This is a genomic window from Halobacterium wangiae (genome assembly GCF_021249345.1).
Lineage (GTDB): Archaea > Halobacteriota > Halobacteria > Halobacteriales > Halobacteriaceae > Halobacterium > Halobacterium wangiae.
On sequence record NZ_CP089588.1, the window covers coordinates 2,785,473 to 2,808,692 of the forward strand.

Consider the following 23,220-nt stretch of genomic DNA (forward strand, 5'->3'; position numbering starts at 1 on the left):
AACGACTAAACTCGCGCAGAAGAATCAAGAAGGTGAATGCCACTCGCCGACTCGGACCGCCGTCTGGTCGAAGCCGAACTCGGCCGCGACCCCACGCCCGCGGAGGTCGCGCTCTTCGAGAACCTCTGGAGCGAACACTGCGCATACCGCTCCTCGCGCCCGCTGTTGTCCGCCTTCGACAGCGAGAGCGAGGACGTCGTCGTCGGCCCCGGCGACGACGCCGCGGTCGTCTCGGTGACCGACGACCTGTTCCTCACGTTCGGCGTCGAGAGCCACAACCACCCCTCCTACGTCGACCCGTACGACGGCGCCGCCACCGGCGTCGGCGGCATCGTCCGGGACACGCTGTCGATGGGCGCCTACCCCATTGCGCTCGCGGACTCCCTCTACTTCGGCGGCTTCGACCGCGAGCACTCCCGGTACCTCCTGGAGGGCGTCGTCGAGGGGATCAGCGACTACGGCAACGCCATCGGCGTGCCGACGGTCGCCGGGTCCACGCAGTTCCACGACGGCTACGAGGGGAACCCGCTCGTCAACGTCGCGTGCGTCGGACTGCTGCACGCGGACCGTCTCGTGACCGCTGCCGCGAAAGAACCGGGGAACAAACTCGTGCTCGTCGGGAACGCCACCGGCCGCGACGGCCTCGGCGGCGCGAGTTTCGCCAGCGAAGACCTCGCGGAGGACGCCGAGACCGAAGACCGGCCCGCGGTCCAGGTCGGCGACCCCTACACGGAGAAACTCCTCATCGAGGCGAACGAGACGCTGCTCGACCGCGACCTCGTGGTCGCCGCCCGCGACCTCGGCGCGGCGGGCCTCGGCGGCGCGTCCTCGGAGATGGTCGCGCAGGGTGACCTCGGCGCGCGCATCGACCTGGAGGCCGTCCACCAGCGCGAACTGAACATGAACGCCCTCGAGATCCTGCTCGCTGAGTCCCAGGAGCGGATGTGCTACGAGGTCCGCCCCGAGGACGTCGAGGCGGTCCAGGCGGTCGCCGAGCGCTACGACCTCGGCTGCTCGGTCATCGGCGACGTGACGGAGGGCAACTACGTCTGCGAGTTCGACGGGGAGGTCGTGGTCGACGCCCCCGCGGAGTTCCTCGCGGACGGCGCACCGATGAACGACCTCGCTCGCGAGGATCCGCCCGAACCAGAGACGGACCTCCCGGACGTCCCGCTCGACGAGGCGTTCGACGCCGTGCTCTCCAGTCCAAACACCGCGAGCAAGCGCTGGGTGTACCGCCAGTACGACCACGAGGTCGGCAACCGGACGCTCCGGCGACCCGGCGAGGACGGCGCGCTACTCGCCCTCCACGAAGTCGAGGAAGACACCGCTGTCGCGCTCTCCGCTGGCGCGAACCCGAACTGGACGGACACCGACCCCTACCGGGGCGCCTACGCCACCGCCGTCGAGAACGCCACGAACCTCGCCGCGGCGGGCGCACGACCGCTCGCGGCAGTCGACTGCCTGAACGGCGGCAACCCCGAGAAACCGGACGTCTACGGCGGGTTCGCGGCGGCGGTAGACGGTCTCGCGGACGGCTGCCGGGACCTCTCAGTCCCGGTGGTCGGCGGCAACGTCAGCCTCTACAACGACTCGGTCGCCGGCCCCGTGCCGCCGACGCCGACGCTGGCGATGGTCGGCGTCCGCGAGGGGTACGACGCGCCGGGGAGCGCCGTCACCGGCGACGGCGAACTCGTACTGGTCGGCGGCCACGACGACTCGCTCGGCGGCTCCGAGTACCTCGCGCGCTTCGACGGGAGCGACGCCTTCCCCGACGTGGACGACGCGGGCGTCGCGGCGGTCCGCGCGGCGGCCACCCACGACGCGACTCTCGCCGTCCACGACGTGAGCGACGGCGGCCTCGCCGTCACCCTCGCCGAGATGGTCACCGGGGACGCCGGCGTCGACGCCGAAGTACCGGACCTCACCGCACTGTTCTCGGAGGCGCCCGGGCGCGCCGTCGTCGAGACGACGGACGTCGACGGGCTGGCAGACGCGGTGGACGCGCCGGTCGTGTCGCTCGGCACCGCGACCGACCGGGGAGCGCTGTCGCTGACCGTCGGCGACGCTGTCGTCGAGTACGACACCGAGGAGATAGTGGCTGCTCGCGACGTGCTCGCCCGCGAACTGGACTAGACCAGCGTCGGGAGGACGTAGGCCACCGCGAGGCCGACGAGCAGGACGAGGAAGCCGACGCCCGCCTTCCCCATCGAGTACTGCTGCATCGGTGACGTGACGCGCTGGTCGGCCTCGCCACCCTCGTGCGCGTCGGGGTCGTGGGCCGTCCCCGGGGCGTCGCCGTGCGTCGTTCCGTCGTCGTGGTCTGCGGTCATGCGCGACGCTTCGAACGGGGCATACTTGGCAGTACCGAACCCGGGCGAGCGGTCGTGCTGTCGGCAGGTGTCCGCACAGACGAAACCCCTATTCGCGGCTCGCGCCAAGCGGAGGTATGCTCACCAAGCGCGTCGTGCCCTGCATCGACGTGGACATCGACGACGACGGGAACGCTGCCGTCTACACGGGGGTCAACTTCGAGGACCTCGAGTACACCGGCGACCCCGTCGAGATGGCCAAGCGGTACAACGAGTCGGGCGCCGACGAGTTCGTCTTCCTCGACATCACGGCGAGTTCGGAGGGCCGCGAGACGATGCTGGACACCGTCTCGCGGGTCGCCGACGAGGTGTTCATCCCGCTCACCGTCGGTGGCGGTATCCGGGACACGGAGGACATCAAGGAGACGCTGCGCGCGGGTGCGGACAAGGTCTCGATCAACACCGGAGCGCTCGACCGCCCGGAGCTCATCACGGAGGGCGCGACGGCGTTCGGGAGCCAGTGTATCGTCATCAGCGTCGACGCGAAGCGCCGCTTCGACGAGCGCGGCGAGCAGTACGTGCAGGTGGACGGCGAGTCCTGCTGGTTCGAGTGCATGGTGAAGGGCGGCCAGGAGGGGACCGGCGTCGACGCGCTCGAGTGGGCCGCGGAGGCCGAGGAACGTGGCGCGGGCGAACTGTTCGTCAACTCCATCGACGCGGACGGCACGAAGGAGGGGTACGACCTGCCGCTGACCGGCGCTATCTGCGACACCGTCTCGACGCCGGTCATCGCCTCCTCGGGCTGTGGGACGCCACAGCACATGGCCGACGCGTTCGACGCAGGCGCGGACGCCGCGCTCGCGGCATCCATCTTCCACTTCGGGGAGTACACCGTCGAGGAGACGAAACAGTACCTCGACGACCACGGGGTCCCGGTTCGCCACTGAACGTCGCGGCGAACCACTTATGTTTTTGGTGGTAAATAATGACGGTATGTCTCACTTCCGCACGTCGGGGCCGAGTGACGCCGGCCCCGGCGACTGCCCGGCCGACGGTCCGGTAGAACCGGGCCGGTCGGTCGTCTCGGCCGTCGAGTGCAACACGGCCCGGTTCGTCGACCTCACGGGGAAGTCGGGGGGTATCGACCCGACGTACCTCGTGTTGACGACCGCAGAGGAGGCCGACACGTCGTTGTCGCGGACGGACGTCTACGCGTTACCGGAACTGCAGAACGCGCTCGCGTACTTGGGCCCGGGGACGAACAGCGTCCGCGTCCAGACGTGCGCAGACCGGCGGAAACTGCTCGGAGAACACGTCGCGTCGCTGGCCGACGGTGGGGGGCCGACCTTCGAGTTCGCTGACCGCCAGTTCGACCTGGACGTCCTCCTCGGCTAGACCGCGGCCTCGAACGTCTCCGCGAACTCGCGGAGTTCGTCGCCCGTCCGGTTGGCCGCCGACTGCAGCGCGTCCAGCGGGTCCGTCTCCTCGTCGGTCTTGATCGTGAGCAGCGGCTCCGTCTGGCCGCCGGACTGCTCGGGGTTGACGTCGTAGGAGGCGGCGGCCACGCCCTCCGTCTCCAGCAGCGCCCCCTTCAGCACGTTCATGAACGTGTGGTTCTCCCCGGCGATCTCGATAGTGAGTTCCGCGTCGCCCTTCTCGATGACCCGCAGATCCATACCCCGTGATTCGGAACTGTGGCGTTTCAACGTTTCGAAGCCCCGATTAGACGAGCCCCGCTCCGGGTGACCGACCGGTCGGCAGCGACTGCCGGCGGAACTCGCGGACGCCACTGCTTTATTGTCCCGCGCCAAGGCACCACCTGTATGAACGTCTCCCCGCTGGCGGTGGTCGCCGGGACGGCGCTGCTCACGTTCGCCGTGCTGGCCGTCGCCGCCCGGTTCTACCAGTTCTCGCTGTTCACTCACGGGCTGCCGGTCGCCGTGTTGGCGGGCGTCGTCGCGGCAGCGGCCAGCGGCACCGTGAGTGTCTGGCGTGGGGCCGCGTGGGTCGGCGTCGTCGTCTTCTTCGGCTCTGGAGTCGCGGTGCTGTCAAGAGGTGAGGGCCGCGAGTTCTGGCGGGCTGTGCGCTCCCGGCTCCTGTTTGGCGTCCCGTGGGGGACGCTGGTCGTCGTCGCCACCATCGTCGCCTTCTACCTCTTCGTGCAGTTCGGCGTGCGCGGCACGGGGTCACCCCTCGTCGTCCCGTTCGTCTCCTGGTCGTACTTCTACCCGCTGGGCGTAGTGACCGCACCGTTCGCCCATGCCAGCCTCGGCCACGTCACCGGCAACCTGGTGGCGACGCTGGTGCTCGCACCGATCGTCGAGTACGCGATCTCGCACTTCCCGACCGAACGGGGGGCCAGTTCGTTCGGGTCGTGGCGGACGAACCCGTACGTCCGGGCGTTCGTCCTCGTCCCGCTCGGTATCGCGTTCGTCTCGCTGCTCACCGGGCTGTTCTCGTGGGGGGCGACCATCGGTTTCTCGGGCGTCGTCTTCGCCTTCGCGGGGTTCGCACTCGTCCGCTACCCGCTCGCGACGGTGGTCGCCGTCGTCGCCCAGGACGTGCTGGCGCTGCTGTGGTCAGTGCTCCGGGACCCCATCACGTTCGCGTCGGTGTCGCCGTCGTTCTCCCCGCCGTGGTGGGCGGGTATCTCCGTCCAGGGACACCTGTTCGGGTTCCTCGTCGGTGCGGTGCTGGCGGCGCTCCTGCTGGCTCGCCGCGACGAGCGACCGTCGGCGGCCCGCGTCTGGTTCGGGTCGGTCGTCATCGCGACGTCGCTGTCGCTGTGGGCGGTGTGGTGGTACGGACGGAGCGTGGACTACGTGCTCTACCGCTCGCTCGGCGTGTTGCTCGTCGTGGCGCTCGCACTCGTGCTCACCGCCGCCGTGCGCGCCGACGAGACGACGATCGCTCGCGACCTCACCGGACGCAAGGCCGCGGTGGTGCTGTTGCTACTGCCCGTCGTGACGATGTCGATGGTGGCGGTGCCGATCAACCTCACGACCGTCGAGGACGCAGAACTGGCCGGCGACCCGGTCGAGATCCGCGGCTACGAGGTGACGTACGCCGAGGACGTCCAGAACGAGCGGGTGGCCGCTGTCCAGTTGCCGCTGTTCGCGCAAGCGACGAACGTCTCGGCGAGCGGCGTCATCGTCGCCAGCGACAGTCGCACCATCTGGACGGAGCGCGTGAGCGCCGGCGAACTCGCGTTCTTCGGCGACAGTGCAGTGACGGTCGGCGGCGTTGGCTGGGAGGAGACCGTCTGGGCGCACCGTCGCGGCTGGGTTCCTCGCGGTGGTAACCCCGTCTACAACGTCTACCTCCAACCGCCGGGGAGCGACTGGCGGCCCGTGTTCGCATCCAACAGTTCGACCGCCGACCCCGTCGTCACCGGTCGGCAGGTGCGGATCGACGCGATGGACGGCCGGTTCGCCGTGGAGGTAGTGCGCAACGACTCAGTCCTCGGAACCGCGCGGATTCCGGCGGTCAACGAGTCGACGACCGCGGGCGGACTCACGTTCGTCCGCCAGGAGCAGAAATTGCTCGCCGAGCGCGGGAACACGACGGTGACGGTCGCTACCCGGGAGACCTACGAGTAGCCCACTCGACCCTGAACGCCTCGACGTCGAGGGTCTCCCGCTCGCTCGTGTGGAACTCGAACTGACGGTCGACGTCGAACTCGGCGGCGAACGCGTGGGTCAGTTCGCCACCCCGGTCGGCCGCGAACGACTCGACGAACGCCTTGCTGCCGGCGTTGTGTATCGAGTAGGAGACGTCGGCGAGTTCCGCTGCCGCCGCCAGGAACGCTCGGTCGGCGTGCCGCTGGCCTCGCTGAGCGCCGAACGGCGGGTTCATCACGACGGTGTCGACGCGCGACAGTGGCGGCCGCGTCGCGTCGCCGAGTAGCCAGTCAACGCGCACGCCTGGGTCGACGCGCGTCTCGTTCTCCCGGGCGACGGCCAGTGCATCCGGGTCCCGCTCGACAGCGAGGACGCGCTCTGGGTTCCGCGTGGCGGCGCCGAGCGCCAGCATCCCCGTGCCCGTACCGAGGTCCGCGACGGTGCGGCCGGCGACGTCACCGTGGAGGTCTGCGAGGTGGAGGAGGTGAGCGGCGATGTCCGCCGGCGTCGGGTACTGTTCGAGCGCAGCGCTCGGGTCCCGGAACCCTTCGACCGCGGAGAGTCGCTGTTCGAGCGCGCGCTTCACGGCGGAGGAGAGGAGACGGTGGGCGAAGAAACCTGCGTTAGCGCGGGACAGTCAGTGCAGCGCGAGGCCGTCGACGTCGAGGGTGATGCCGTCGCGGTGGGCGCGTTCGGCGACGGCGGAGAGCGCGGGTCGGGCCTTCTCGGGACACTCGACGGTTTCGACGTCGACGGTGAGCCGGTTCGCGCCGAGGAAAGCGGCGGCGTCTACGAGGTCGCGGAGGCGGTCTGCTTCGCGCTGGGTGGCCAGCGAGCAGTCCTCCTCGAAGCGTGCGTCCGCGGTGACTTCGGCGGGGACGTAGCCCTCGCGCGTGAGTTCGGCCACCAGCGTCCGGAGGTCGTCGCGAGCGGTGCCTGCAATGGTATCCGCATCGACGGCGACGGGGGTCTGTTCGGTCGGTCGACAGCCTGCGACGGCGTCGGAACGGGACGTGGTGCTCATGCTACCTGCACATACATAGCGGAAATACAAAAACCTTTGTAGATGTCTAGTAGTAATACCGCATTGCACAACGTTATCTGTTCACACGTCTCTTTGCTGCTACAACGATGCCACCTCCCGACCCAGGTGGGGCGGCAGACGAGTCAGTGCTCGTGTTGCACGTCGACGACGAACCAGATTTCGCCGACCTCGCCGCGTCGTTCCTCGTTCGGGAGGACGACAGCTTCGAGGTAGTCACGGCGACGAACGCCCAGGAGGGTCTCGACGTGCTGGGGGCGCGTGCCATCGACTGCGTCGTCTCGGACTACGAGATGCCGAAGATGGACGGCATCGAGTTCCTCGAGGTCGTCCGCGAGGAGTACCCGGACCTCCCGTTCGTGCTGTTCACCGGGAAGGGTAGCGAGGAGGTCGCCAGTGACGCCATCCAGGCGGGCGTCACCGACTACCTCCAGAAGCGCGGCGGGACCGAGCAGTACGCGCTCCTCGCGAACCGCGTGCGCAACGCCGTCGAGAAGCGTCGCTCCCAGCACGCACTCGCCGAGCGCAACCGCCGACTCGGCACGCTCGTCAGCAACCTGCCGGGCGTCGTGTACCGGTGTGTGAACGAGCCCGAGTGGCCGATGGAGTTCGTCGGCGGCGAGTGCGAGGAACTCACCGGCTACTCGGCCGAGACCATCGAGTCCGGCGAGGTCGTCTGGGGAGCAGACATCATCGTCCCCGACGACGTCGACACCACGTGGGAACAGGTACAGGTGGCCCTGGAGACCCGCGACCCGTTCGAGCTCACGTACCGGATCCGCACCGCAGACGGGGAGCGACGGATCGTGTGGGAGCGGGGACGCGGCATCTACGAGGACAACGAACTCGTCGCGCTCGAGGGGTTCATCACCGACATCACCGAGCGGCAGCACCGCAAACACGAACTGGAGCGCAAGAACGCCCGCCTGGAGGTGCTCTTCGAGAACTCTCCGGACCTGATCAACGTCCACGACGAGTCCGGCACTATCGTCGAGGCGAACCGGCGGTTCTGCGACGAACTCGGGTACACCGAGGAGGAGGTCGTCGGCATGGCAGTGTGGGACGTCGCCGTGCGCGCGACCGAGGCGGACGTCCAGGCGATGAAGCGGGAGACGGAGTCGGGGGACCTCAGACGGATCGAGTCCACCTACGAACGCAGCGACGGGAGTCACTTCTCCGTCGTCAACCACCTGACCCAACTCGACCTCAATGGCCAGGAGCGCTACGTCGTCATCGGTCGCGTCGCGGACGACTGAGGTGGTCGTCCGCCGTGCCGAACGATCCTGCGGGGGCCGCCCCGACCTACCAGGTGCCGTGGAACGTGTCGAAGGAGAGTTCGTCGAGTGGTTTGTTGCCCACGGCAATCTCGTACTCGCCGGGCGTGAGCATCGGCTTCTTGAACTGCGGGCCGTCGTCGGTGGTGATGCGCGGACAGCCGGTGTTGACGTAGGCGTCCATCCCGAAGTTCGTGAGGCGGTCCGGCGTGACCTCGTCCATCGTGATGAGGTAGGCGTTCTCGTTGTTCTCGACGATCTCGTTGGCCTGGTCCCAGCGACCCTGCCCGATCTTCGTGCAGAAGATGACGCCCCACGTCTCGGCGTCCATCGCCTTGTGGACGGAGGCGTAGCGCTGTTTCAGGAACTGCTCGGTGTCCGCGACGGAGATGGCGTTGTTCACGGGGTCCGCGATGACGACTTTCTTGTCGGGGTGTTCCATCGCCAGGCCGAGGGGGTGGAACTTCCCGCCGCCGACGTACAGCACCTGGTCGGCGTCGATGTCGGCGCTCGCGTAGTTGCAGCCCAGGACCTGCCCCTCGTTGGTGAGGCGGTCGTCGCCGCGGCGCGTGTGGACGTCGAAGTCCCGTTCCTCGAGGTACTCCCGCATCTCCTCGAAGCGGTTCATGTGCTGGGCCGTCGTGACGAGGCCGACGTCCCCGACCTCGAGTTCGTCGAGGGCCTGCTCCATGATGGGTTCGACCTCGACGTTCGAGAACAGCGGCACGTAGATGATCTTCTCTGACTCCTTCATCGGGGAGTGCCCGAAGTGGACGAAGACGTCCGTCCGCCGCATCATGTAGGTGTCGAGGTCGCAGGCGCCGTAACACGGCTGCCCCGAGATGAGGATGCGCACGTCGTCGGGGAGCAACTGCCTGAGGTCGTCCGCGACGGCCGGCCCGCGCCGCTTCAGCCCCTCGGGGAACTGGAGCCCCACCTTCTCCGCGCCGCGCTCCTCGACCTCCTCGACGATGCGGTCGAGTTCGTAGTCCCACGTCCGGTCGTGTTTCAGGGAGAGGCCCGTGTTCCGGAGGTCTCCCGCCGAACGCGTCTCTTCGTGGCTCATTGCTCACCGGTACAGGCTTCGCTCGTTTAACCCCGGCGGTTCCCCGAGGCGCCACGAGCGGGTGCGCGAACCGTTCGCAGGCACGTTCGGCGTTCGACACACCAGCGCTCTCCTCTGCCCTTATACTCCACCAGCACGTAGGTTGTTAGCATGCCACGAACTGCTCCGCCGTGGTGGCTGGTGTTGTCGCTGCGGTTCGCGGCCACACGAGTCGGCACGTGGGTGCTGTCGCAGACACTCCCACGTATCGACAGAGCGCTGCAGAGCGTCTCTGGCGGTCGACTCTCCATCTCCAGGGTGCTGTCGACCACAGGTGTCCCCATCGTCGAGCTGACGACCGTCGGCGCGAAGAGTGGGAAACGGCGTAGCGTCCCAGTGCTCGGGTACCGAGACGGCAGGGAGTGGGTCGTCGTCGCCTCCAACTGGGGCCGGGAGGCGCACCCCGCCTGGTACCACAACCTGAGAGCCAATCCGGAGGTCGAACTGGCCTTCCGGGGCGAGACGGACCAGTACGTCGCTCGGGAGGTGACCGGGGCGGAACGGGCCGCGTACTGGCGACGGCTGCGTGAGCTCAACCCGGAACTCGAACCATACCAGGAGCGGTCGGGCGACCGAGACCTGCCCGTCGTCGTCCTCACTCCCAAACCGATGGCGCAGGCGAGAACGGCCCCAGGGAGCCTACACAACGTCTAACGGTCTTGCCCGTAGCGATGGTGCGAGGGCCGACTCCAAACTGAGCGGTGGCGACCGACGCGGTCCAGTCGGCCACCCCCGGTTCCGGCAGGTTGAAAGACCGGCAGTCCCAACGCAGAACTATGAGTGTCGATTCCGACGCCGCGGCCGCGACCGAGACCACAGACGCAGAGGCGCTCGCGCGCCAGCTCGGCGAAGCGATCACGGAACTCCCGGAGTACCAGGCCTTCGAGGAGGCGAAACGGAACGTCGAGACGAGCGAGGAGGTCCAGGAACGGATCGGCGAGTTCGAGGAGATCCGCCAGGAGTTCATGCTCGCCCGCCAGACGGGTGACGCGACCCAGGAGGACGTCGAGCGCGTCCAGGAGGCACAGGCCCACCTCCACGATCACCCCGCGATGGCGGAGTACCTCGACGCCCAGGACGCCGTCCAGGAGACCTTCGAGTCGCTCAACGACGTCATCTCCGAGCCGCTCGAGGTCGACTTCGTCGGCGAGTCCGGCGCCTGCTGCCAGGACTGAGCTGTCAGGACTGACTGTCGACGGCGTCACGCGCGAGGTTCCGCGTCGCGCGGCGCAACCGTTCGGATACCGACTGTTCTGAGACGCCGAGTTCGTCCGCGACGTCCGACAGCGACGCCTCCCGCGGCACCTCGAGGTAGCCGGTCTCGAGGGCGAGTTCGAGGGCTTCCGCCTGAGCCTCTGTCAGGTAGGCCTCGTCCGGAGCAGCCGGCTCATCGTAGATGCTGTGCACCGTGAACTGGACGTCCTCCTCGCTGGCCCGCGCCTGGAACTCCCGGAGCGCGTCGCGGTCGGGGAACCGTACCCTGTTGTACCACTCGCCGTCGTTGGCGCCGATGTGGAGCTGTGCGGCACCTACCTCGATCCAGCTGCTGTACATCTGGACCTCCACCTCGTCGGCGACCCGGTACCGGTAGAGCCGTCGCCCTTCGAAGGCGTCGAGCAACGCGACGTCCGTGACCGTCGGGTCCGCACGGATGGCGTCGTCGAAGGCCTCCAGGTCGCCGCCGGTGGCCCACAGCATCGTCACGACGTCCTCCGGTGGGACGCCGTCGACGGACTCGACGCGAATGGAGACTTCCGGTGCGCTCGTCATCGCCTCCGTCAGCACGAGGCGCGGCGAACTGAGCGTGAACTCTACGATGATGCTCATGGACTGACAGAACGGGTGCCCCCCTGATAACGGTCCGGCTTCCCCCGGAACGCTTAGGGACGCGCCGACTGACCGACCGGTATGGTACACTCCGACTGGGGCGACTGGCTGCCCGAGGCCGTCGCCGACGCAGAACCCGAGGGCGTGGCGGTCTGGTATCTGGGCTGCAACGGATTCGTGCTCAAGGGCAGCGAGGGGACGACCCTGTTCGTCGACCCCTACTTCGGCACCGGCGACCCGCCACGTACGATCCGGATGGTCCCCGTCCCGATGAACCCGCGCGACGTCACCGAGGCCGACGCCGTGTTCGCGACCCACGAGCACTCCGACCACGTCCACGGGCCGAGCCAGGCGCCGATTCTCGCGGAGACTGGCGCGGGGTTCTACGGACCGGACGACTCGGTGGCGATCGCTCGCGACGAGGAGGAGTGGCACGACCGCTACGCCGTGCAGGCAGACCAGTACAACGTCGTCGAGGAGGGCGACACCCTCGAGGTCGGCGAATTCACCGTCCACGTGGAGGTTGCCCACGACCCGGACGCGACCCACCCCGTGTCCTACGTCTTCGAGCACGACGCCGGCACCGTCTTCCACGGTGGCGACACCAAGCCCAGCGAGGAACTCGAACGCGTCGGCGAGGACTACGACGTCGACCTGGGCATCCTCGCGTTCGGCTCCGTCGGGCAGATTCCCGACAAGCAGACGCGCGAACCGAAGCGCACGCGCTGGTACAGCGACGAGAACCAGATCGTCGAGGCGGCCAGCGCGCTCCAGTTCGACCGCCTGCTCCCCTCCCACTGGGACATGTGGAAGGGACTGACCGCGGACCCGGAGGCGCTGCACCACCACGTCCGGAGTTTCGAGCACCCGCGACGCCTCGAGATCGCCGAGATCGGGGACCGGGTGGACGTCGGTGACAGCTCGTGACAGAGAAACTTGCCTTCGAGTCGGCGGGCAATTTAAGTCCTGCCTTGCGTAGGTGGGGGTATGCACGACCAGCGAACGGGTGGTTGCAGTGAGTGACGAGACGGTCGTCGAGAGCGACGGCGTCACCGTGAGCAAGTTCTTCAACGCCGAGGACTTCCCGGTGCCCGCGGTCGCCTTCGACGTCTCCTCCTCGCGAGACAGCTCCGTCGAACTGCGCATCGTCGACGAAATCCCCGACGAGTTCGGCATCGACCAGATCGGCTTCCACCCCGAGTACGGGAGCGAACACTGGACCGCCAGCGGCGAGGGCGTCGTCCGCTTCGAGCGGGAGATCGAGGCCGGCGAGACGTTCACCACCGTCTACGGCGTCCGCATGGAGGACGGACAGGACGAGACGCCGTTCCTCTCCGCGCCGACCGTCGAGATCGACGGCGACGACATCGACGACGTCGTCCCACCGGAGTCCACCGACGTCGTCCGCGAACTCGCGGGCGGCGAGCGAGACACCGTACCGGGCCTCGAGGACGACGAAGAGCTGGAGGCCGAGGTCGGTGCCAGCGCCAGCGGGGGCGGCATCGACGCTCCCGAGGACGACGCCGAGATCCTGGAGGGCGACATCGACCTCGGCTCCGACGACGGGACCGAAGCGGACGCGGACTCCGACGCTGGTGAGGACTTCCTCGACTCCGGCGACGAGGACTCCGCAGTCGAGACGGAGGCGGACGACGCCGGGATTCCCGAACCGGACGCGCCGAGCGAGACGGCCCTCGGCACCGACGCCGACTCGGTGACCGACACGCCGGACTTCGACGACGAACCCGCCGCCATCGGCTTCGACGCCGGTGACGTCGCCGGTGCGCTCGCCGAGGCCATCCGCCAGGGCGACGTGAGCGACGAGGACATGGAGACCCTCGACGAGGCGTTCGGCGGCATCTCCGGGAGCACGGAGGTCGAGATCGAGCACGTCCAGAGTCGCGTCTCCGAACTGGAGGCGTACACCGACGCCCTCGAGGCGTTTCTCGACGACAACGGTCCGGCACAGGACCTGCTCTCGGAACTCGAGGCCGACGTCGCGAGCCTCTCCGACGACCTCGGCGAGCTCGAAGCCAGCGTGGAGAACGCGGCCGACGAGCGGGAGACCCTCCGCGAGCGCGTCGCGGACGTCGAGGCGGACTTCGACGCCGTCGACGACCTCTCGGAAGACCTCGAACGCCTCCGTGGCGACGTCGAAGCGCTCGACGAGCGCGTCGCGGACACCGAGGACGCCGTCTTCGAGATCGAGGACGTAGAGGACGACCTCGAGGACCTCGAGGACCACGTCGACGAGATCGAGCAGTGGCGCAGTCAGCTGTCGGACGTCTTCGGGACGTAGTCGGCCCGGGATATCCCCGGAAGCGGAACCGTTTTTGACGCGCGTGGGCTTCTCTCGACAATGACTACGCCGGTTCGCGTCGCCGTCCCACGCAAGGGACGGCCGCTGGAAGCCGTTCTCGACCGCCTCGCGGGGTGCGCCGACGCGACGAGCGTGGCGGACGACGTCGTCTCGACGCTGCGCTACGAGAAGGCCCTCGCGAAGGACGAGCAGACGGACGACCGCGGCGTCTACGAACGACTCGCCGCGTACAGCACCCCCGAGGACCCACAGCGGCCCGACTACACGCTGCTCCGCGACGCGCGCGCCGGCAAGCCCCGGCGCATCGTCTTCGACTCGCTGTCACTCGACCTGGACGGGACGCCGGTCCAGTTGATCGGGCGCGAGGAGCCGTTCCGCGCGCTGCGTACCCACGAGTTCGCGCTCGGGTTCGACAGCGCCGACCTCGTTCTCGAGGAGGTCGTCCAGTTGCGGCCGGAGCCGCTGTCGACCATCGCGGACCTGAACGCTCGCATCGACCCTCACGACACGGACGTCCGGGTCGTCTCGGGGCTCGGCGACACGGTCTACCACACACTGCTGGCGACGCCCGCCGCCAGCCATTCGGTCGACGCCGATGGGCTCGACCGCGGGTTCCTCACCGAGTACGAGGGGGAGGTCTGCATCAGCCCGCGCTACGAACGCCTCGTCGAGGCCGTGCTCGGGACTGACGCCACCGAGGGCGTCTCGTTCGTCTACCCCGACGCGGGCCGCGAGGAGGAGGCAGCCATCGCGGACGCGGGCGTCGGCGTCTACCTCACCGTGACGGGGTCGACCGCCCGCGACAACGGCCTCGACGTGGGCGAACGCCTGTTCCCCAGCGAGACGGTGCTGATGGAGAATCGCTCGGAGGCCACGGGCGACGACGTCGAGGCGGTCCAACGTGCGCTCACCACCGAACAGTCCGAGACCGCGATTCCGCCGCAGTAGCGACGACCAGGACTGGAGGAGCGGCACCGCCCCAGCGGTGGTATCCGGGTGGCCCCTGCCGGTCAGCCCTCCGATTCCTCCTCGCTGTCGACCCCGGGAGATTCGCCGTTCTCCGGCGTGCTGCCGGCTACGTCGCTGGCGTCCCGAAGTTCGTCCTCGGTTCCAGTCTCGGGGGGTTCGGGTCGCGCGAGTCGTGGGAGGATGTGGATCGTGAACTCTGCGACGACCACCATCACGAGCGGCCCGAGGAAGATACCGTACCACCCGAACAGCGCGGGGCCGAGGAGGTACGCGAACATGACCAGTCCCATGTGGTACCGTTCGCCCGAGAGGGACGGTCGGATGTACGTCCGGACGACGTTGTCGAACACCACGGCCATGAAGAGGTAGAACGCGACGGGGATCCAGAGGAGCGAGGGGTCGGCGTCGTAGGACCGCAGCGCCAGGAACGCGACGATGAACGCGTACACGACAGAGCGACCGACGAGCGGCACGAGGGTGAACAGACCGGTGACGACGGCCAGCAGCAACGCCGTCGGAATCTGGAGGGGGGCCGGTGCGACGAGATTGAAGACGGTGTAGATGACTGCCGCCAGGACGATGACGGCGAATATCGTGAGGGAGTACCCGAAGTAGACCGACGTCAGGCCCCGGTCGACGCCACGGAGGTAGCCGACGCTCGGCGATTCCGACCCGAAGACGTTGGTCTCGAACCACTCCGCCAGCCGCCGGTCTTCGGTGAGCAGGAAGAACGCCAGGATGAGCACGAGGGAGACGTTGAACAGCGTCGTCGCGACCACGCCGACCGCGACACCGAACTGGTCGAGCACCGGCGTGACAGCGGGGTCCTGGAGTATCACGACGACGGTCTCGACGGGGTCCGAGGGGAGATCCGCGACCGAGAACGGGAGGTCCCTGACGACGGCTTCGACGGTCTCCGAGGAGAGGAACCTGAGTATCTGTCCCAGCGCGATGGCGAGGAACGCCGTGACGAACACGAGGATGGGGACGACGATGAGGCCCAGTGTGAGCACGGCCGCCAGCGACCGGGAGGGGAGGTGGCGCTGGAGTCGGCGCGAGATGGGGCGCGCGACGTAGTAGGTGAACAACCCGAACACGATCCAGCCGACGTTCTGGAGTCCGATCCAGACGAGCACCCCGAAGATCGCGAGGCCGAGAATCCACCAGCCGATCCCCGGCTGCTGTGACCGGGTCCTCGCTTCGACCATGTGACTACTACTCCGTCGCGGCAGTTAACGGTTCATTGCAGTGTCGGGACTACCACACAGGCTGACAGGCGAGCGGCGCGCGGTCAGCCACTACAGTTCCGTTCGGCGAGTTCGACGCGTCGGGTCGGCTCCGGTCCGTCGAGGCGCGTCGGCTGGAGGACGGCGTAGACGCTGACGTTCCGGAGCGCGCTGTCGTGGCGGGCGTCCCAGCGCTCACAGAGGTACCCGGCGAACTGCGAGGACAGTTCCGGGGAGTTCGAGCGGTGCACGTTCGTGAGGTACTTCCGCCAGCGCGCGCTCGGGTAGGTGGCCGAGACGTCCGGCGGCTTCTCCCACTCGAACGTGCCACCCTGGAACGCGTCGACGCGCTCCCCGGAGTCCAGCGTCGCGGGTGCAGTGAACCACGCGTCGGTCCCGAGCGGCGCGGGCGCGAACATGTTCCACCGAGGCGACGGGTCGCTGTTCACCGGCGCGTCCTGGGGGATCGCCACGAAGCCGACGGTAGCCGCGTTCCAGACGAGCACGACCACCAGGACGACTGCGAGTCCGCCAGAGAGCGAACGGCGCCACCACAGCCGAACTCGCTCCGGTGGCGTCGGGAGTGCGAACGGCGGGAGCGTCTCCCCTAACCGGTGCTCCCAGCGGGAGACCGGCACGTCGCGAAGCACCGGGACGGCCCCGCGAGCGGGAAGTCGGTCCCAGAATACGGACGGGAGGAACGGCAGCAGTGCCGCGACGGAGATGAGCGGGAACAGGCCGAGCTGCATCGACGTGGCCATCCCGATGTGCATCGCCGCGAACAGTCCGACGAGCGCGGCACGCAGCCAGCCCGTCAGCACGAGCAGCAGGAACGAACCAGCGACCAGCGATATCCACAGGCGGTCGAACGCCGCGAGGAGTTCGGGGTACTGGGCGAGTGTGTCGCCCATCCCGACGACGAACATGTCGAGGCTGAAGACGTACTCGATGGCCTCGCCGCTCTTCCACACGTCGCTCCGGAGCTTCAGCGCCGCGTTCACGGAGTAGACGACCACGACCTGCAGGAGGACGCCGGCGGTCGCGACAGACAACGCCCGACGTCGGTGGCCGTCGCTGCGGACGGCGTCGACGGACCAGCGTTCGCCGAGCGGGAGGAAGATGGCCCACAGGAACAGCATCCGGAAGAGGATGTCGCCGCCGTTCAACACCATCGGGTTCCGGTAGTGGAGGGAGACGAGCAGTAGACCGGTGACCGCCGTCGCGAGCGTCGTCCGGTAGCCGACGAGCATGGCGAGCGCCACGACCGCGGCGAGCACGAACAGCGCTCCCTGCACCCACGCCGCGCCAGACAGCGCGTGGACGGAGAACTGACTGACCTCCGGGTACCGCTCGAACAGCAACTGCCGCGGCATCACGCCGGCGTCCGTGTAGAACGCGACGAGGCTCCGCGAGCGGAGTGCGAGGTCGGCGAGGACGAGACCGGCGAGCGCGACGCGGAACGCAGCCAGCGCTCGCGTGTCCGCGCCGAATCGCCGCCCGACTACGTCCCGAAGCTTCACAGTTCGACCTTCCGGGCGCCTCGAATAAGCTTTCTGTGCTCGCTGCCGGCACGGCCGACCCCGAGTCGGTAGTTTATGCGCGTGGACGGCGTGGGTTCGACGGATGACAGACGCCGACAGCGAGGGGCGAGAGCGGTCGACGTACACGTGGTCCGCGGGCCGGTACCCGTCGCTCGCGCCGAACTTCCTGCCCGCCATCGCCCGGGTCGTGAGCGCCGCGGGCATCGACCCCGGCAACAGGGTACTCGATGTCGGCTGTGGGACGGGCAACGCCGCGCTGACCGCGCGCCGTGCTGGCGCGGAGGTAGTCGGCGTCGACGTCACGCTGCCGATGCTCGACCTCGCTCGCGAGGGCGCCGCGCTCGCGGACTTCGAGGACATCGAGTGGGTCGCCGGGGACGCCGAGGCGCTCCCGTTCCCCGAGGACAGCTTCGACGCGGTGCTGTCGAACTTCGGGCACGTCTTCTCCCCGCAGGCGAGTGTCGCTGGCAGCGAGATGGTCCGGGTCGCGCGGGACGGCGGTCGGGTCGCGTTCACCGCGTGGTCGCCGAACGGCCTCGTCGGGGCACTCACCGACGTCCTCGACGACCACGTCGCCCACGAGAACCACGACCCGTGGGCCCACCTCCGGTGGGGGGACCCAGAGTTCGTCCGGGAGCAACTGGGCGAACACTGCGAACTCTCCTTCCAGCGACGCATCGCGCGATTCCGGTACGTCTCCCCGCAGCACTTCTGGCGGGAGTTCGCCGAGGAGTCCGGTCCACTCTCCCCGGCGCTCCGACAGCTCGACGAACCGGACGCCCGAGAAGCGCTCCGCTCGGACGCGCTCGCGACGCTCGACGAGTGGTTCGCCGACAACGCGGTCCGCGTCGAGTACCTGCAGGTCCGGGGTATCGTCGGGAGCGACGCGTCGGCAGCCGTCGAGTAGCACCGACTCGCTGGCGAGCGCGGAGTCCCGAACCCCGTACGAATCCCATATCGGACATAAGTCCTTGGAGTCGATTGGCGATAGAGTTTTCACCCCGGAACCCGACAGTCCGGGCGATGAGCAAGCTCGAGGGGGTATCGGCGACGGACCTCCGGGACGCCCTCGCCGACGCCGACGACGCGAAAGCCGCGAAACGCCTGCTGGTCGCGCTCGCGTACCAGGACGGCGTTCCAGTCGCCACGCTGAGCGACAGGTACGGCGTCCCCGAGTCGACGATCTACTACTGGCTCGACCGGTTCGACACGAACTCGTTGGAGGACGCTGCCAGGGACGACCCGCGACCCGGACGGCCCCCGAGACTCTCGGACTCCCAGCGAGATTCCGTCGCGAAGTGGCTCGAAGACCCGCCGACGGCGTACGGCCTGGAGACAGACGAGTGGACTCCCGAACTGCTCAGGAATCGGATCTCGGACGCGTTCGGCGTCGACTACTCACTGGGCCACGTGCGGCGCCTCTGCCGGACGCTGGGACCCAGTGAGTAGTGGTCCAGTGAGCTAGTAACTGTCGCGTGCGGTCGCCTCTCTCAGTCGTGTTTGGTGTCTTTTAATTGAGTCGGGAACGCACCGATTGTCTCTAATTACTTCTGTTCGTTCTGTATTACGGCACGGCGTCGTACTGACTCGTGCTCTCCAGAGATGCGACGTATCCCAGTCGAACGTCGGGTCCGGACCCACGATTCCACGAACTCGGAGGGGTTGTGGTCGGGACCGCTCAGATCTCCGTGATCCGACGGTGCTGCGAGTCGACGGCCGCGGCGTCCTCGGTGAGGAGGGCGACGACGAGGTAGTCCGCGTAGTCGCTGACGTAGTCGACGAGCGCCGCGATGCGGTCGGAGTCGATGGCCTCCAGGGAGTCCAGCAGGATGAACGGGACGTCCTCGTACACCTCGTGGGCGAGGTAGCCGGCGAGCGCCAGGACGAGCCCGGTGATCTCGCGCTCGCTCTCCGAGAGGTGGTCGACGGTGTCTTCGTAGACGGTGCCGGACTCCGTCGTCCGAACGACGTGCAGGTCGAACGCCGTCTTCGTCACGGTCCGACGACCTTCGGTCACCTCGCGCTCGCGGCGCTCCAGCCAGATGCGGTCGAGGTTGTCGTAGTCGAGCATCTCGAGGACCGTCTCCATGTGGTCGTTGAACTCCTCGACGGCGTCCCGCTCGACGCGTTCGATCTTCGTCCGCAGGTCGGTGATCGCGGCCTCGACCTCCCCGTGCTGGGCGTTCAGATCGTCCTCCTCGCGGAGGCGGGCTTCGATGGCCGCGATCTCGTCCTCGACGGCCTCGAGGTCCTGTTCCAGTCGGCCGAGTTCGTACTCTAGCTGGTTGGCATCACGGTGGTGTTCGAGCACCTCGCTGTACTCCGTGGCCTCGAGTTCCTCGACGTCGGCCTCCACGGACTCGACGTCCGCCACGAGCGAGTCGCGGCGGTCCGCCAGGCGGTCGATGGTCGACTCGCAGCGCTCGATTTCGTCGTCCAGTTCACCGAGACGCCGGTCGGCGCGCTTGCGCTCCTGCTCGGCCGCTCTCAGTTCGCGCTGGCGGGCCTGCTTCTCCTTGATCTCGGCCTCGACCTCGGTAACCTCGTCGAGCTTCTCCGAGCTGACAGACTGTAACTGGTCTATCGTGCCCTCGACCTGCGCGCGGTCGACGGTGCTGCCACACGTCCAGCAGGCGACGTCGTCTCCGTCGAGGAGCTGCTCCGTGACGTCGTCGCTGGACTCAGCGAGCGCCGACAGTGCCTCGGGCCCGGTGTCGGCGAGGACGTCCTCGTTGAAGTTGATGACGCTCCGGAGCTCCGACGCCTCGGACTCCAGTCGCTGTTTCCGCTCGCGCAGCGTCTTGATCTCCGACTCGATGGTCTCCAGTTCGCCGTCCGGCGTCTCCGGGAGTTCCTCGCGCTCTCGCCGTACCTCGGCGCGCTCGGTCTCCAGGCCGGACAGTCGCTCGCGCTCGGTCTCAAGTTCGTACCGGACGTCCTGTAACTCCGAGCGCAGGGAACTCAACTCGTCGAGTTTCGACTGCAGTTCCGCCTTCTGCTGCTGGCGCTGTTCGACGTCGTCGACGGCCGCCAGTTCGGCCTCCTTCGCCTCGAGTTCCGCGGTCGTCTCCGCGATCTCGTCCTCGAGTTCCTCGCGGCGCCGTTCCTTCTGCGGGAGTTCGGCCTTGCGCTGATCGATCTCCTCGAGTTCGTCCTCGATCCGGTCGCGCTCCGCGACGAGTCGGTCGATCTCCGCTTCGATCTCGTCGGTGTCCATCGGCCGGAGGATGATGTCGTGGAGTTCGTCCCCACGCTCGACGGCACGGCGAACCTCGTTCGACTCGAGCAGGAACGCAAAGAGGTCCCCGAGCTCCGGGTCGTCGAGGTACGGTTCGCCGTCCGCGGCGACGGCCCCAGACCGGCGGTGCAGACGTCGCGTGTAGGTCTCGCCGTCGAACATGAGTTCGACGACGGCGTCGTCCGCGTCACCTTTGACGGTAACGTTGTCGCTGCCGATGGCCGCCATGAACGCTTGCAACAGTGACGTCCGGTTCGTCGCGTTCCGGCCGACGAGGAGGTTCACACCCGTCGTGAACTCGACGTCTGTCGCCTCGATTCCGCCGACGTTCTCGACCCGAATGCGCCCGTCAGACAGTTTCGTCTCTCCGACACCCATGGATTGACGTGAACGCATCAGCGCCATAAATCTTGTCGCCTTCGATTGCGGCGCGCCAGTCTTCCCGTCGGGTCGGTCCCAGCCCTCCCCCGATAGAGGAGAACAACTATAACTCCCCGCGACCAGTTGGCGGGGGTATGGCCGATGGAAATCGCGACGGGCGGGGGCGACGGTCGAAGGTGGCACGGGTCATTGACGAGTACGGTCTCGACGACCTCGGCGACGAACTGGAGGGGCGGTGGACGGCGACCGGCGACGACCACTGGAGCCTGCGGGACCTCGCGACACACCTCAACGAGGAACTGGTGAGAGAACGGCTGCACGACGCCGGAACGAATCCGTCCACCGCCGACGTCGAGAGCGCGTTACGGGCACTGACGGACGACGAGACCGGGGCCGCCGAACAGACCCAGCTCCGCCGTCGCCTCCAGCGAGCGGGCGTCGACGTCGAATCACTCGCCGGCGACCTGGTCACCTACCAGGCGGTTCGGAGCTACCTGCAGGACTACCGGGACGCGTCGTACGAACCAGACGCGACCGACCCCGTAGACGCCGCCACGGCCACCATCCAGAAACTCCGCGGGCGCCTCGTCTCAGTCACCGAGTCGAAACTGGAGGGACTCCGGAAGACGTCCCGCCTCACGCTCGGCGAGTTCCGCGTCATCGTCGACCTCCACGTCCTCTGCACGGAGTGCAACAGCCAGCAGAACGTCACCTCGCTGCTCGCGGCAGGAGGCTGTGAGTGCGAGGAGACGGACTGAACTCCCTTCTTCTCGGATCACCCGCCGGTGGCCTTCCCTCTTTTCGGATCACCCGCGTCTCGTGTCCGTACTCTGGTTCGTGGGGTCAGCAGGAGAAGCGGGACGAACCCCCCGGAATAACACTGGTACTGCTGTTATCTATGGGATGGTCTCCCCCGACTTTCTATTCCCTTCGAGCCCCCAACATCGGACGCCACCTCGGGGTGTGCTGTTTCCCGGAAACACTTGTTAATTGACAACGTTATTAGTGGTAGCCTAGCGACGGCACCGACATGGACCTGGAAATCGACGGCAACGCGGCGCTGGTCGCTGCATCGAGTAGCGGACTGGGGAAGGCGGCGGCGACGACACTCGCCCGCGAAGGGGCGAACGTCGTCGTGAACGGCCGCGACGAGCAACGACTGGAGGCGACCGTCGAGGAGATCCGCTCGGTGGCCGATGGTGACGTGGTCGGTCAACCGGCCGATCTGACGGACCCGGACGACGTATCGAAACTCGTCCAGCGCGCCGTCGACGAGTTCGGTGGCCTCGACCACCTCGTGACGAACGCGGGTGGACCGCCGAGCAAACCGTTCCGCGAGACGACCGACGAGGAGTGGTACGACGCCTACGACCTGCTCGTCATGAGCGTGGTTCGACTCGTCCGGGAGGCCGTCGACCACCTCGAAGCCGGCGACGGCGGGAGCATCGTCCACTCCACGTCCCACACGGTCAAGGAGGGAATCGACGGACTCGTGCTCTCGAACTCCGTGCGGATGAGCGTCATCGGCCTCGAGAAGACGCTCTCGAGGGAACTCGCGCCCGACGTCCGCGTCAACTCGGTGATGCCCGGCGCCCACCAGACCGACCGCATGGAGTACCTCATCGAGAACGCGGTCGAACGCGGCGAGTTCGACAGCTACGACGCGAGCTACGAGTCCTGGACCGAGGACATCCCGATGGGTGACCTCGGCTCTCCGGAGGAGTTCGGCAACGTCGTCGCGTTCCTCCTGTCCGACCGCGCGAGTTTCATCAACGGGGAGGCGGTGATGATCGACGGCGGCGACGCGCGCTCGAATCTGTAACTCCAGCGGGTTACATCCCCCCTGTTTTCGCCGACAATAGCGGTAACTGTGCGATAGATGCGCCCGCACGAGTTACAGTTCACTCCGTTCGCTGTGGGGGAACAGTATATTATCCGTCCGGTCGATACGTTCCGTCCCGTTGTGGTAGAAAGAATATCTCATTCCCGGGCGGGCGACGGTTCGACCGAAGGGAGTGGTTTCTGTTGCGCGGCGGCCGACTCCCGAGAGCCGACTTCGACCGGGGCAATTGGGCGTTTCTGGCAGAAGGCCCCGGGTGAGCACTGATGATCCGGGCGGAGCGCAGCGTCCTTGCCCTGCCAGATCGTTCGAGACACATTCGACTCCACGACACCACCTCAATCGACCAAAATGTACTGCAGTCTTGCGATTAGCTCGGTTCGTTCTGTGCTGTCGAACGAGTTCGCGGCACCGTATAAACGAGAGGGCGGCACGGTCGATCCCGCTGACGACGCTCCGCACCACGATTCGCTATCCCGGGATGTGAGGCGCTAACGACCAGAATCGCGGAGAACGCGGTGCTCT

Annotated in this window: 23 protein-coding genes; 14 read left to right on the forward strand and 9 right to left on the reverse strand. The window is 67.6% G+C overall.

The window, feature by feature from the left end; genetic code table 11:
• Positions 1-36 precede the first annotated feature (36 nt).
• Positions 37-2,136 (forward strand): phosphoribosylformylglycinamidine synthase subunit PurL, encoded by a 2,100-nt coding sequence (gene purL, locus LT965_RS14725; RefSeq protein ID WP_232701610.1) that lies wholly within the window; start codon positions 37-39, stop codon positions 2,134-2,136.
• Here purL and LT965_RS14730 read toward each other — a convergent pair.
• Positions 2,133-2,333: a DUF7550 family protein gene (locus tag LT965_RS14730; protein WP_232701611.1), complete on the reverse strand. Its 201-nt coding sequence runs from the start codon at positions 2,331-2,333 to the stop codon at positions 2,133-2,135. The genes purL and LT965_RS14730 overlap by 4 nt on opposite strands.
• 116 nt (positions 2,334-2,449) lie before the next feature.
• On the opposite strand from LT965_RS14730, the gene hisF reads away from it, so the two are divergent.
• Complete coding sequence (gene hisF, locus LT965_RS14735; RefSeq protein WP_232701612.1) at positions 2,450-3,259, forward strand: imidazole glycerol phosphate synthase subunit HisF; 810 nt, start codon at positions 2,450-2,452, stop codon at positions 3,257-3,259.
• Between the two features lie 46 nt (positions 3,260-3,305).
• Positions 3,306-3,707 (forward strand): hypothetical protein, encoded by a 402-nt coding sequence (locus LT965_RS14740; protein WP_232701613.1) that lies wholly within the window; start codon positions 3,306-3,308, stop codon positions 3,705-3,707.
• On the opposite strand, the gene LT965_RS14745 is transcribed toward LT965_RS14740, so the two are convergent.
• The gene (locus LT965_RS14745; protein WP_232701614.1) at positions 3,704-3,988 is read right to left on the reverse strand and encodes a DNA-directed RNA polymerase subunit L; all 285 of its coding nucleotides are present in this window, start codon (positions 3,986-3,988) and stop codon (positions 3,704-3,706) included. The genes LT965_RS14740 and LT965_RS14745 overlap by 4 nt on opposite strands.
• A 147-nt stretch (positions 3,989-4,135) precedes the next feature.
• Here LT965_RS14745 and LT965_RS14750 point away from each other — a divergent pair, with 147 nt between their 5' ends.
• Positions 4,136-5,911, forward strand: coding sequence for a rhomboid family intramembrane serine protease (locus LT965_RS14750; protein ID WP_232701615.1), 1,776 nt, complete (start codon positions 4,136-4,138; stop codon positions 5,909-5,911).
• Here LT965_RS14750 and LT965_RS14755 read toward each other — a convergent pair.
• Entirely contained in the window at positions 5,889-6,518 is a 630-nt protein-coding gene (locus tag LT965_RS14755; protein WP_232701616.1) for an METTL5 family protein, read from the reverse strand. The two genes, LT965_RS14750 and LT965_RS14755, sit on opposite strands and share 23 nt — an antisense overlap.
• 51 nt (positions 6,519-6,569) lie before the next feature.
• Complete coding sequence (locus LT965_RS14760; RefSeq protein ID WP_232701617.1) at positions 6,570-6,956, reverse strand: DUF7961 family protein; 387 nt, start codon at positions 6,954-6,956, stop codon at positions 6,570-6,572.
• A 107-nt stretch (positions 6,957-7,063) separates the two neighbouring features.
• Between LT965_RS14760 and LT965_RS14765 the strand changes: the two genes are divergently transcribed.
• Complete coding sequence (locus LT965_RS14765) at positions 7,064-8,230, forward strand: PAS domain-containing response regulator (RefSeq protein ID WP_232701618.1); 1,167 nt, start codon at positions 7,064-7,066, stop codon at positions 8,228-8,230.
• 46 nt (positions 8,231-8,276) lie between these two features.
• Here the strand turns inward: LT965_RS14765 and dph2 are convergent, their stop codons facing one another.
• Positions 8,277-9,314: a diphthamide biosynthesis enzyme Dph2 gene (gene dph2 / locus LT965_RS14770; RefSeq protein WP_232701619.1), complete on the reverse strand. Its 1,038-nt coding sequence runs from the start codon at positions 9,312-9,314 to the stop codon at positions 8,277-8,279.
• 150 nt (positions 9,315-9,464) lie between these two features.
• Between dph2 and LT965_RS14775 the strand changes: the two genes are divergently transcribed.
• Complete coding sequence (locus LT965_RS14775; RefSeq protein ID WP_232701620.1) at positions 9,465-10,007, forward strand: nitroreductase family deazaflavin-dependent oxidoreductase; 543 nt, start codon at positions 9,465-9,467, stop codon at positions 10,005-10,007.
• A gap of 122 nt (positions 10,008-10,129) precedes the next feature.
• A complete protein-coding gene (locus LT965_RS14780; RefSeq protein WP_232701621.1) occupies positions 10,130-10,528 on the forward strand; it encodes a YlbF/YmcA family competence regulator in 399 nt (132 codons plus the stop codon).
• 4 nt (positions 10,529-10,532) lie between these two features.
• Here LT965_RS14780 and LT965_RS14785 read toward each other — a convergent pair whose 3' ends face one another.
• Positions 10,533-11,180, reverse strand: a complete 648-nt coding sequence (locus LT965_RS14785; protein ID WP_232701622.1) for a helix-turn-helix domain-containing protein — start codon at positions 11,178-11,180, stop codon at positions 10,533-10,535.
• A gap of 81 nt (positions 11,181-11,261) precedes the next feature.
• On the opposite strand from LT965_RS14785, the gene LT965_RS14790 reads away from it, so the two are divergent.
• The 3 genes from LT965_RS14790 to LT965_RS14800 all read left to right on the forward strand — a co-directional run bounded on the left by LT965_RS14790 (position 11,262) and on the right by LT965_RS14800 (position 14,448).
• Complete coding sequence (locus LT965_RS14790) at positions 11,262-12,107, forward strand: MBL fold metallo-hydrolase (protein ID WP_232701623.1); 846 nt, start codon at positions 11,262-11,264, stop codon at positions 12,105-12,107.
• 88 nt (positions 12,108-12,195) lie between these two features.
• On the forward strand, positions 12,196-13,479 hold the full coding sequence (locus tag LT965_RS14795) for a hypothetical protein (protein WP_232701624.1): 1,284 nt from the start codon (positions 12,196-12,198) through the stop codon (positions 13,477-13,479).
• A gap of 60 nt (positions 13,480-13,539) precedes the next feature.
• Positions 13,540-14,448, forward strand: a complete 909-nt coding sequence (locus LT965_RS14800) for a phosphoribosyltransferase HisG-related protein (protein ID WP_232701625.1) — start codon at positions 13,540-13,542, stop codon at positions 14,446-14,448.
• A 62-nt stretch (positions 14,449-14,510) separates the two neighbouring features.
• On the opposite strand, the gene LT965_RS14805 is transcribed toward LT965_RS14800, so the two are convergent.
• The gene (locus tag LT965_RS14805) at positions 14,511-15,677 is read right to left on the reverse strand and encodes an AI-2E family transporter (RefSeq protein ID WP_232701626.1); all 1,167 of its coding nucleotides are present in this window, start codon (positions 15,675-15,677) and stop codon (positions 14,511-14,513) included.
• Between the two features lie 83 nt (positions 15,678-15,760).
• Positions 15,761-17,215 (reverse strand): HTTM domain-containing protein, encoded by a 1,455-nt coding sequence (locus LT965_RS14810; RefSeq protein ID WP_232701627.1) that lies wholly within the window; start codon positions 17,213-17,215, stop codon positions 15,761-15,763.
• A 103-nt stretch (positions 17,216-17,318) separates the two neighbouring features.
• Between LT965_RS14810 and LT965_RS14815 the strand changes: the two genes are divergently transcribed.
• Together LT965_RS14815 and LT965_RS14820 are read left to right on the forward strand one after the other, a co-directional pair.
• On the forward strand, positions 17,319-18,143 hold the full coding sequence (locus LT965_RS14815; protein ID WP_232701628.1) for a class I SAM-dependent methyltransferase: 825 nt from the start codon (positions 17,319-17,321) through the stop codon (positions 18,141-18,143).
• A gap of 116 nt (positions 18,144-18,259) precedes the next feature.
• Positions 18,260-18,685, forward strand: coding sequence for a helix-turn-helix domain-containing protein (locus LT965_RS14820; RefSeq protein ID WP_232701629.1), 426 nt, complete (start codon positions 18,260-18,262; stop codon positions 18,683-18,685).
• 229 nt (positions 18,686-18,914) lie between these two features.
• On the opposite strand, the gene LT965_RS14825 is transcribed toward LT965_RS14820, so the two are convergent.
• A complete protein-coding gene (locus LT965_RS14825; protein ID WP_232701630.1) occupies positions 18,915-20,852 on the reverse strand; it encodes an archaea-specific SMC-related protein in 1,938 nt (645 codons plus the stop codon).
• 179 nt (positions 20,853-21,031) lie between these two features.
• Here LT965_RS14825 and rdfA point away from each other — a divergent pair, with 179 nt between their 5' ends.
• Positions 21,032-21,613, forward strand: coding sequence for a rod-determining factor RdfA (gene rdfA, locus LT965_RS14830; RefSeq protein WP_232701631.1), 582 nt, complete (start codon positions 21,032-21,034; stop codon positions 21,611-21,613).
• A gap of 272 nt (positions 21,614-21,885) precedes the next feature.
• A complete protein-coding gene (locus tag LT965_RS14835) occupies positions 21,886-22,677 on the forward strand; it encodes an SDR family oxidoreductase (protein ID WP_232701632.1) in 792 nt (263 codons plus the stop codon).
• Positions 22,678-23,220: the final 543 nt, after the last annotated feature.

What these genes read in the sequence shown, in the direction of transcription:
- LT965_RS14835 (WP_232701632.1), top strand. Translation starts at nt 21,886, where the DNA reads ATGGACCTGGAAATCGACGGCAACGCGGCGCTGGTCGCTGCATCGAGT.
- LT965_RS14800 (WP_232701625.1), top strand. Translation starts at nt 13,540, where the DNA reads ATGACTACGCCGGTTCGCGTCGCCGTCCCACGCAAGGGACGGCCGCTG.
- dph2 (WP_232701619.1), bottom strand. Translation starts at nt 9,314, where the DNA reads ATGAGCCACGAAGAGACGCGTTCGGCGGGAGACCTCCGGAACACGGGC.
- LT965_RS14790 (WP_232701623.1), top strand. Translation starts at nt 11,262, where the DNA reads ATGGTACACTCCGACTGGGGCGACTGGCTGCCCGAGGCCGTCGCCGAC.
- LT965_RS14745 (WP_232701614.1), bottom strand. Translation starts at nt 3,988, where the DNA reads ATGGATCTGCGGGTCATCGAGAAGGGCGACGCGGAACTCACTATCGAG.
- LT965_RS14740 (WP_232701613.1), top strand. Translation starts at nt 3,306, where the DNA reads ATGTCTCACTTCCGCACGTCGGGGCCGAGTGACGCCGGCCCCGGCGAC.
- LT965_RS14815 (WP_232701628.1), top strand. Translation starts at nt 17,319, where the DNA reads ATGACAGACGCCGACAGCGAGGGGCGAGAGCGGTCGACGTACACGTGG.
- LT965_RS14780 (WP_232701621.1), top strand. Translation starts at nt 10,130, where the DNA reads ATGAGTGTCGATTCCGACGCCGCGGCCGCGACCGAGACCACAGACGCA.
- LT965_RS14805 (WP_232701626.1), bottom strand. Translation starts at nt 15,677, where the DNA reads ATGGTCGAAGCGAGGACCCGGTCACAGCAGCCGGGGATCGGCTGGTGG.
- LT965_RS14765 (WP_232701618.1), top strand. Translation starts at nt 7,064, where the DNA reads ATGCCACCTCCCGACCCAGGTGGGGCGGCAGACGAGTCAGTGCTCGTG.
- hisF (WP_232701612.1), top strand. Translation starts at nt 2,450, where the DNA reads ATGCTCACCAAGCGCGTCGTGCCCTGCATCGACGTGGACATCGACGAC.
- LT965_RS14820 (WP_232701629.1), top strand. Translation starts at nt 18,260, where the DNA reads ATGAGCAAGCTCGAGGGGGTATCGGCGACGGACCTCCGGGACGCCCTC.
- LT965_RS14750 (WP_232701615.1), top strand. Translation starts at nt 4,136, where the DNA reads ATGAACGTCTCCCCGCTGGCGGTGGTCGCCGGGACGGCGCTGCTCACG.
- LT965_RS14825 (WP_232701630.1), bottom strand. Translation starts at nt 20,852, where the DNA reads ATGGGTGTCGGAGAGACGAAACTGTCTGACGGGCGCATTCGGGTCGAG.
- purL (WP_232701610.1), top strand. Translation starts at nt 37, where the DNA reads ATGCCACTCGCCGACTCGGACCGCCGTCTGGTCGAAGCCGAACTCGGC.
- LT965_RS14785 (WP_232701622.1), bottom strand. Translation starts at nt 11,180, where the DNA reads ATGAGCATCATCGTAGAGTTCACGCTCAGTTCGCCGCGCCTCGTGCTG.
- LT965_RS14730 (WP_232701611.1), bottom strand. Translation starts at nt 2,333, where the DNA reads ATGACCGCAGACCACGACGACGGAACGACGCACGGCGACGCCCCGGGG.
- LT965_RS14760 (WP_232701617.1), bottom strand. Translation starts at nt 6,956, where the DNA reads ATGAGCACCACGTCCCGTTCCGACGCCGTCGCAGGCTGTCGACCGACC.
- LT965_RS14775 (WP_232701620.1), top strand. Translation starts at nt 9,465, where the DNA reads ATGCCACGAACTGCTCCGCCGTGGTGGCTGGTGTTGTCGCTGCGGTTC.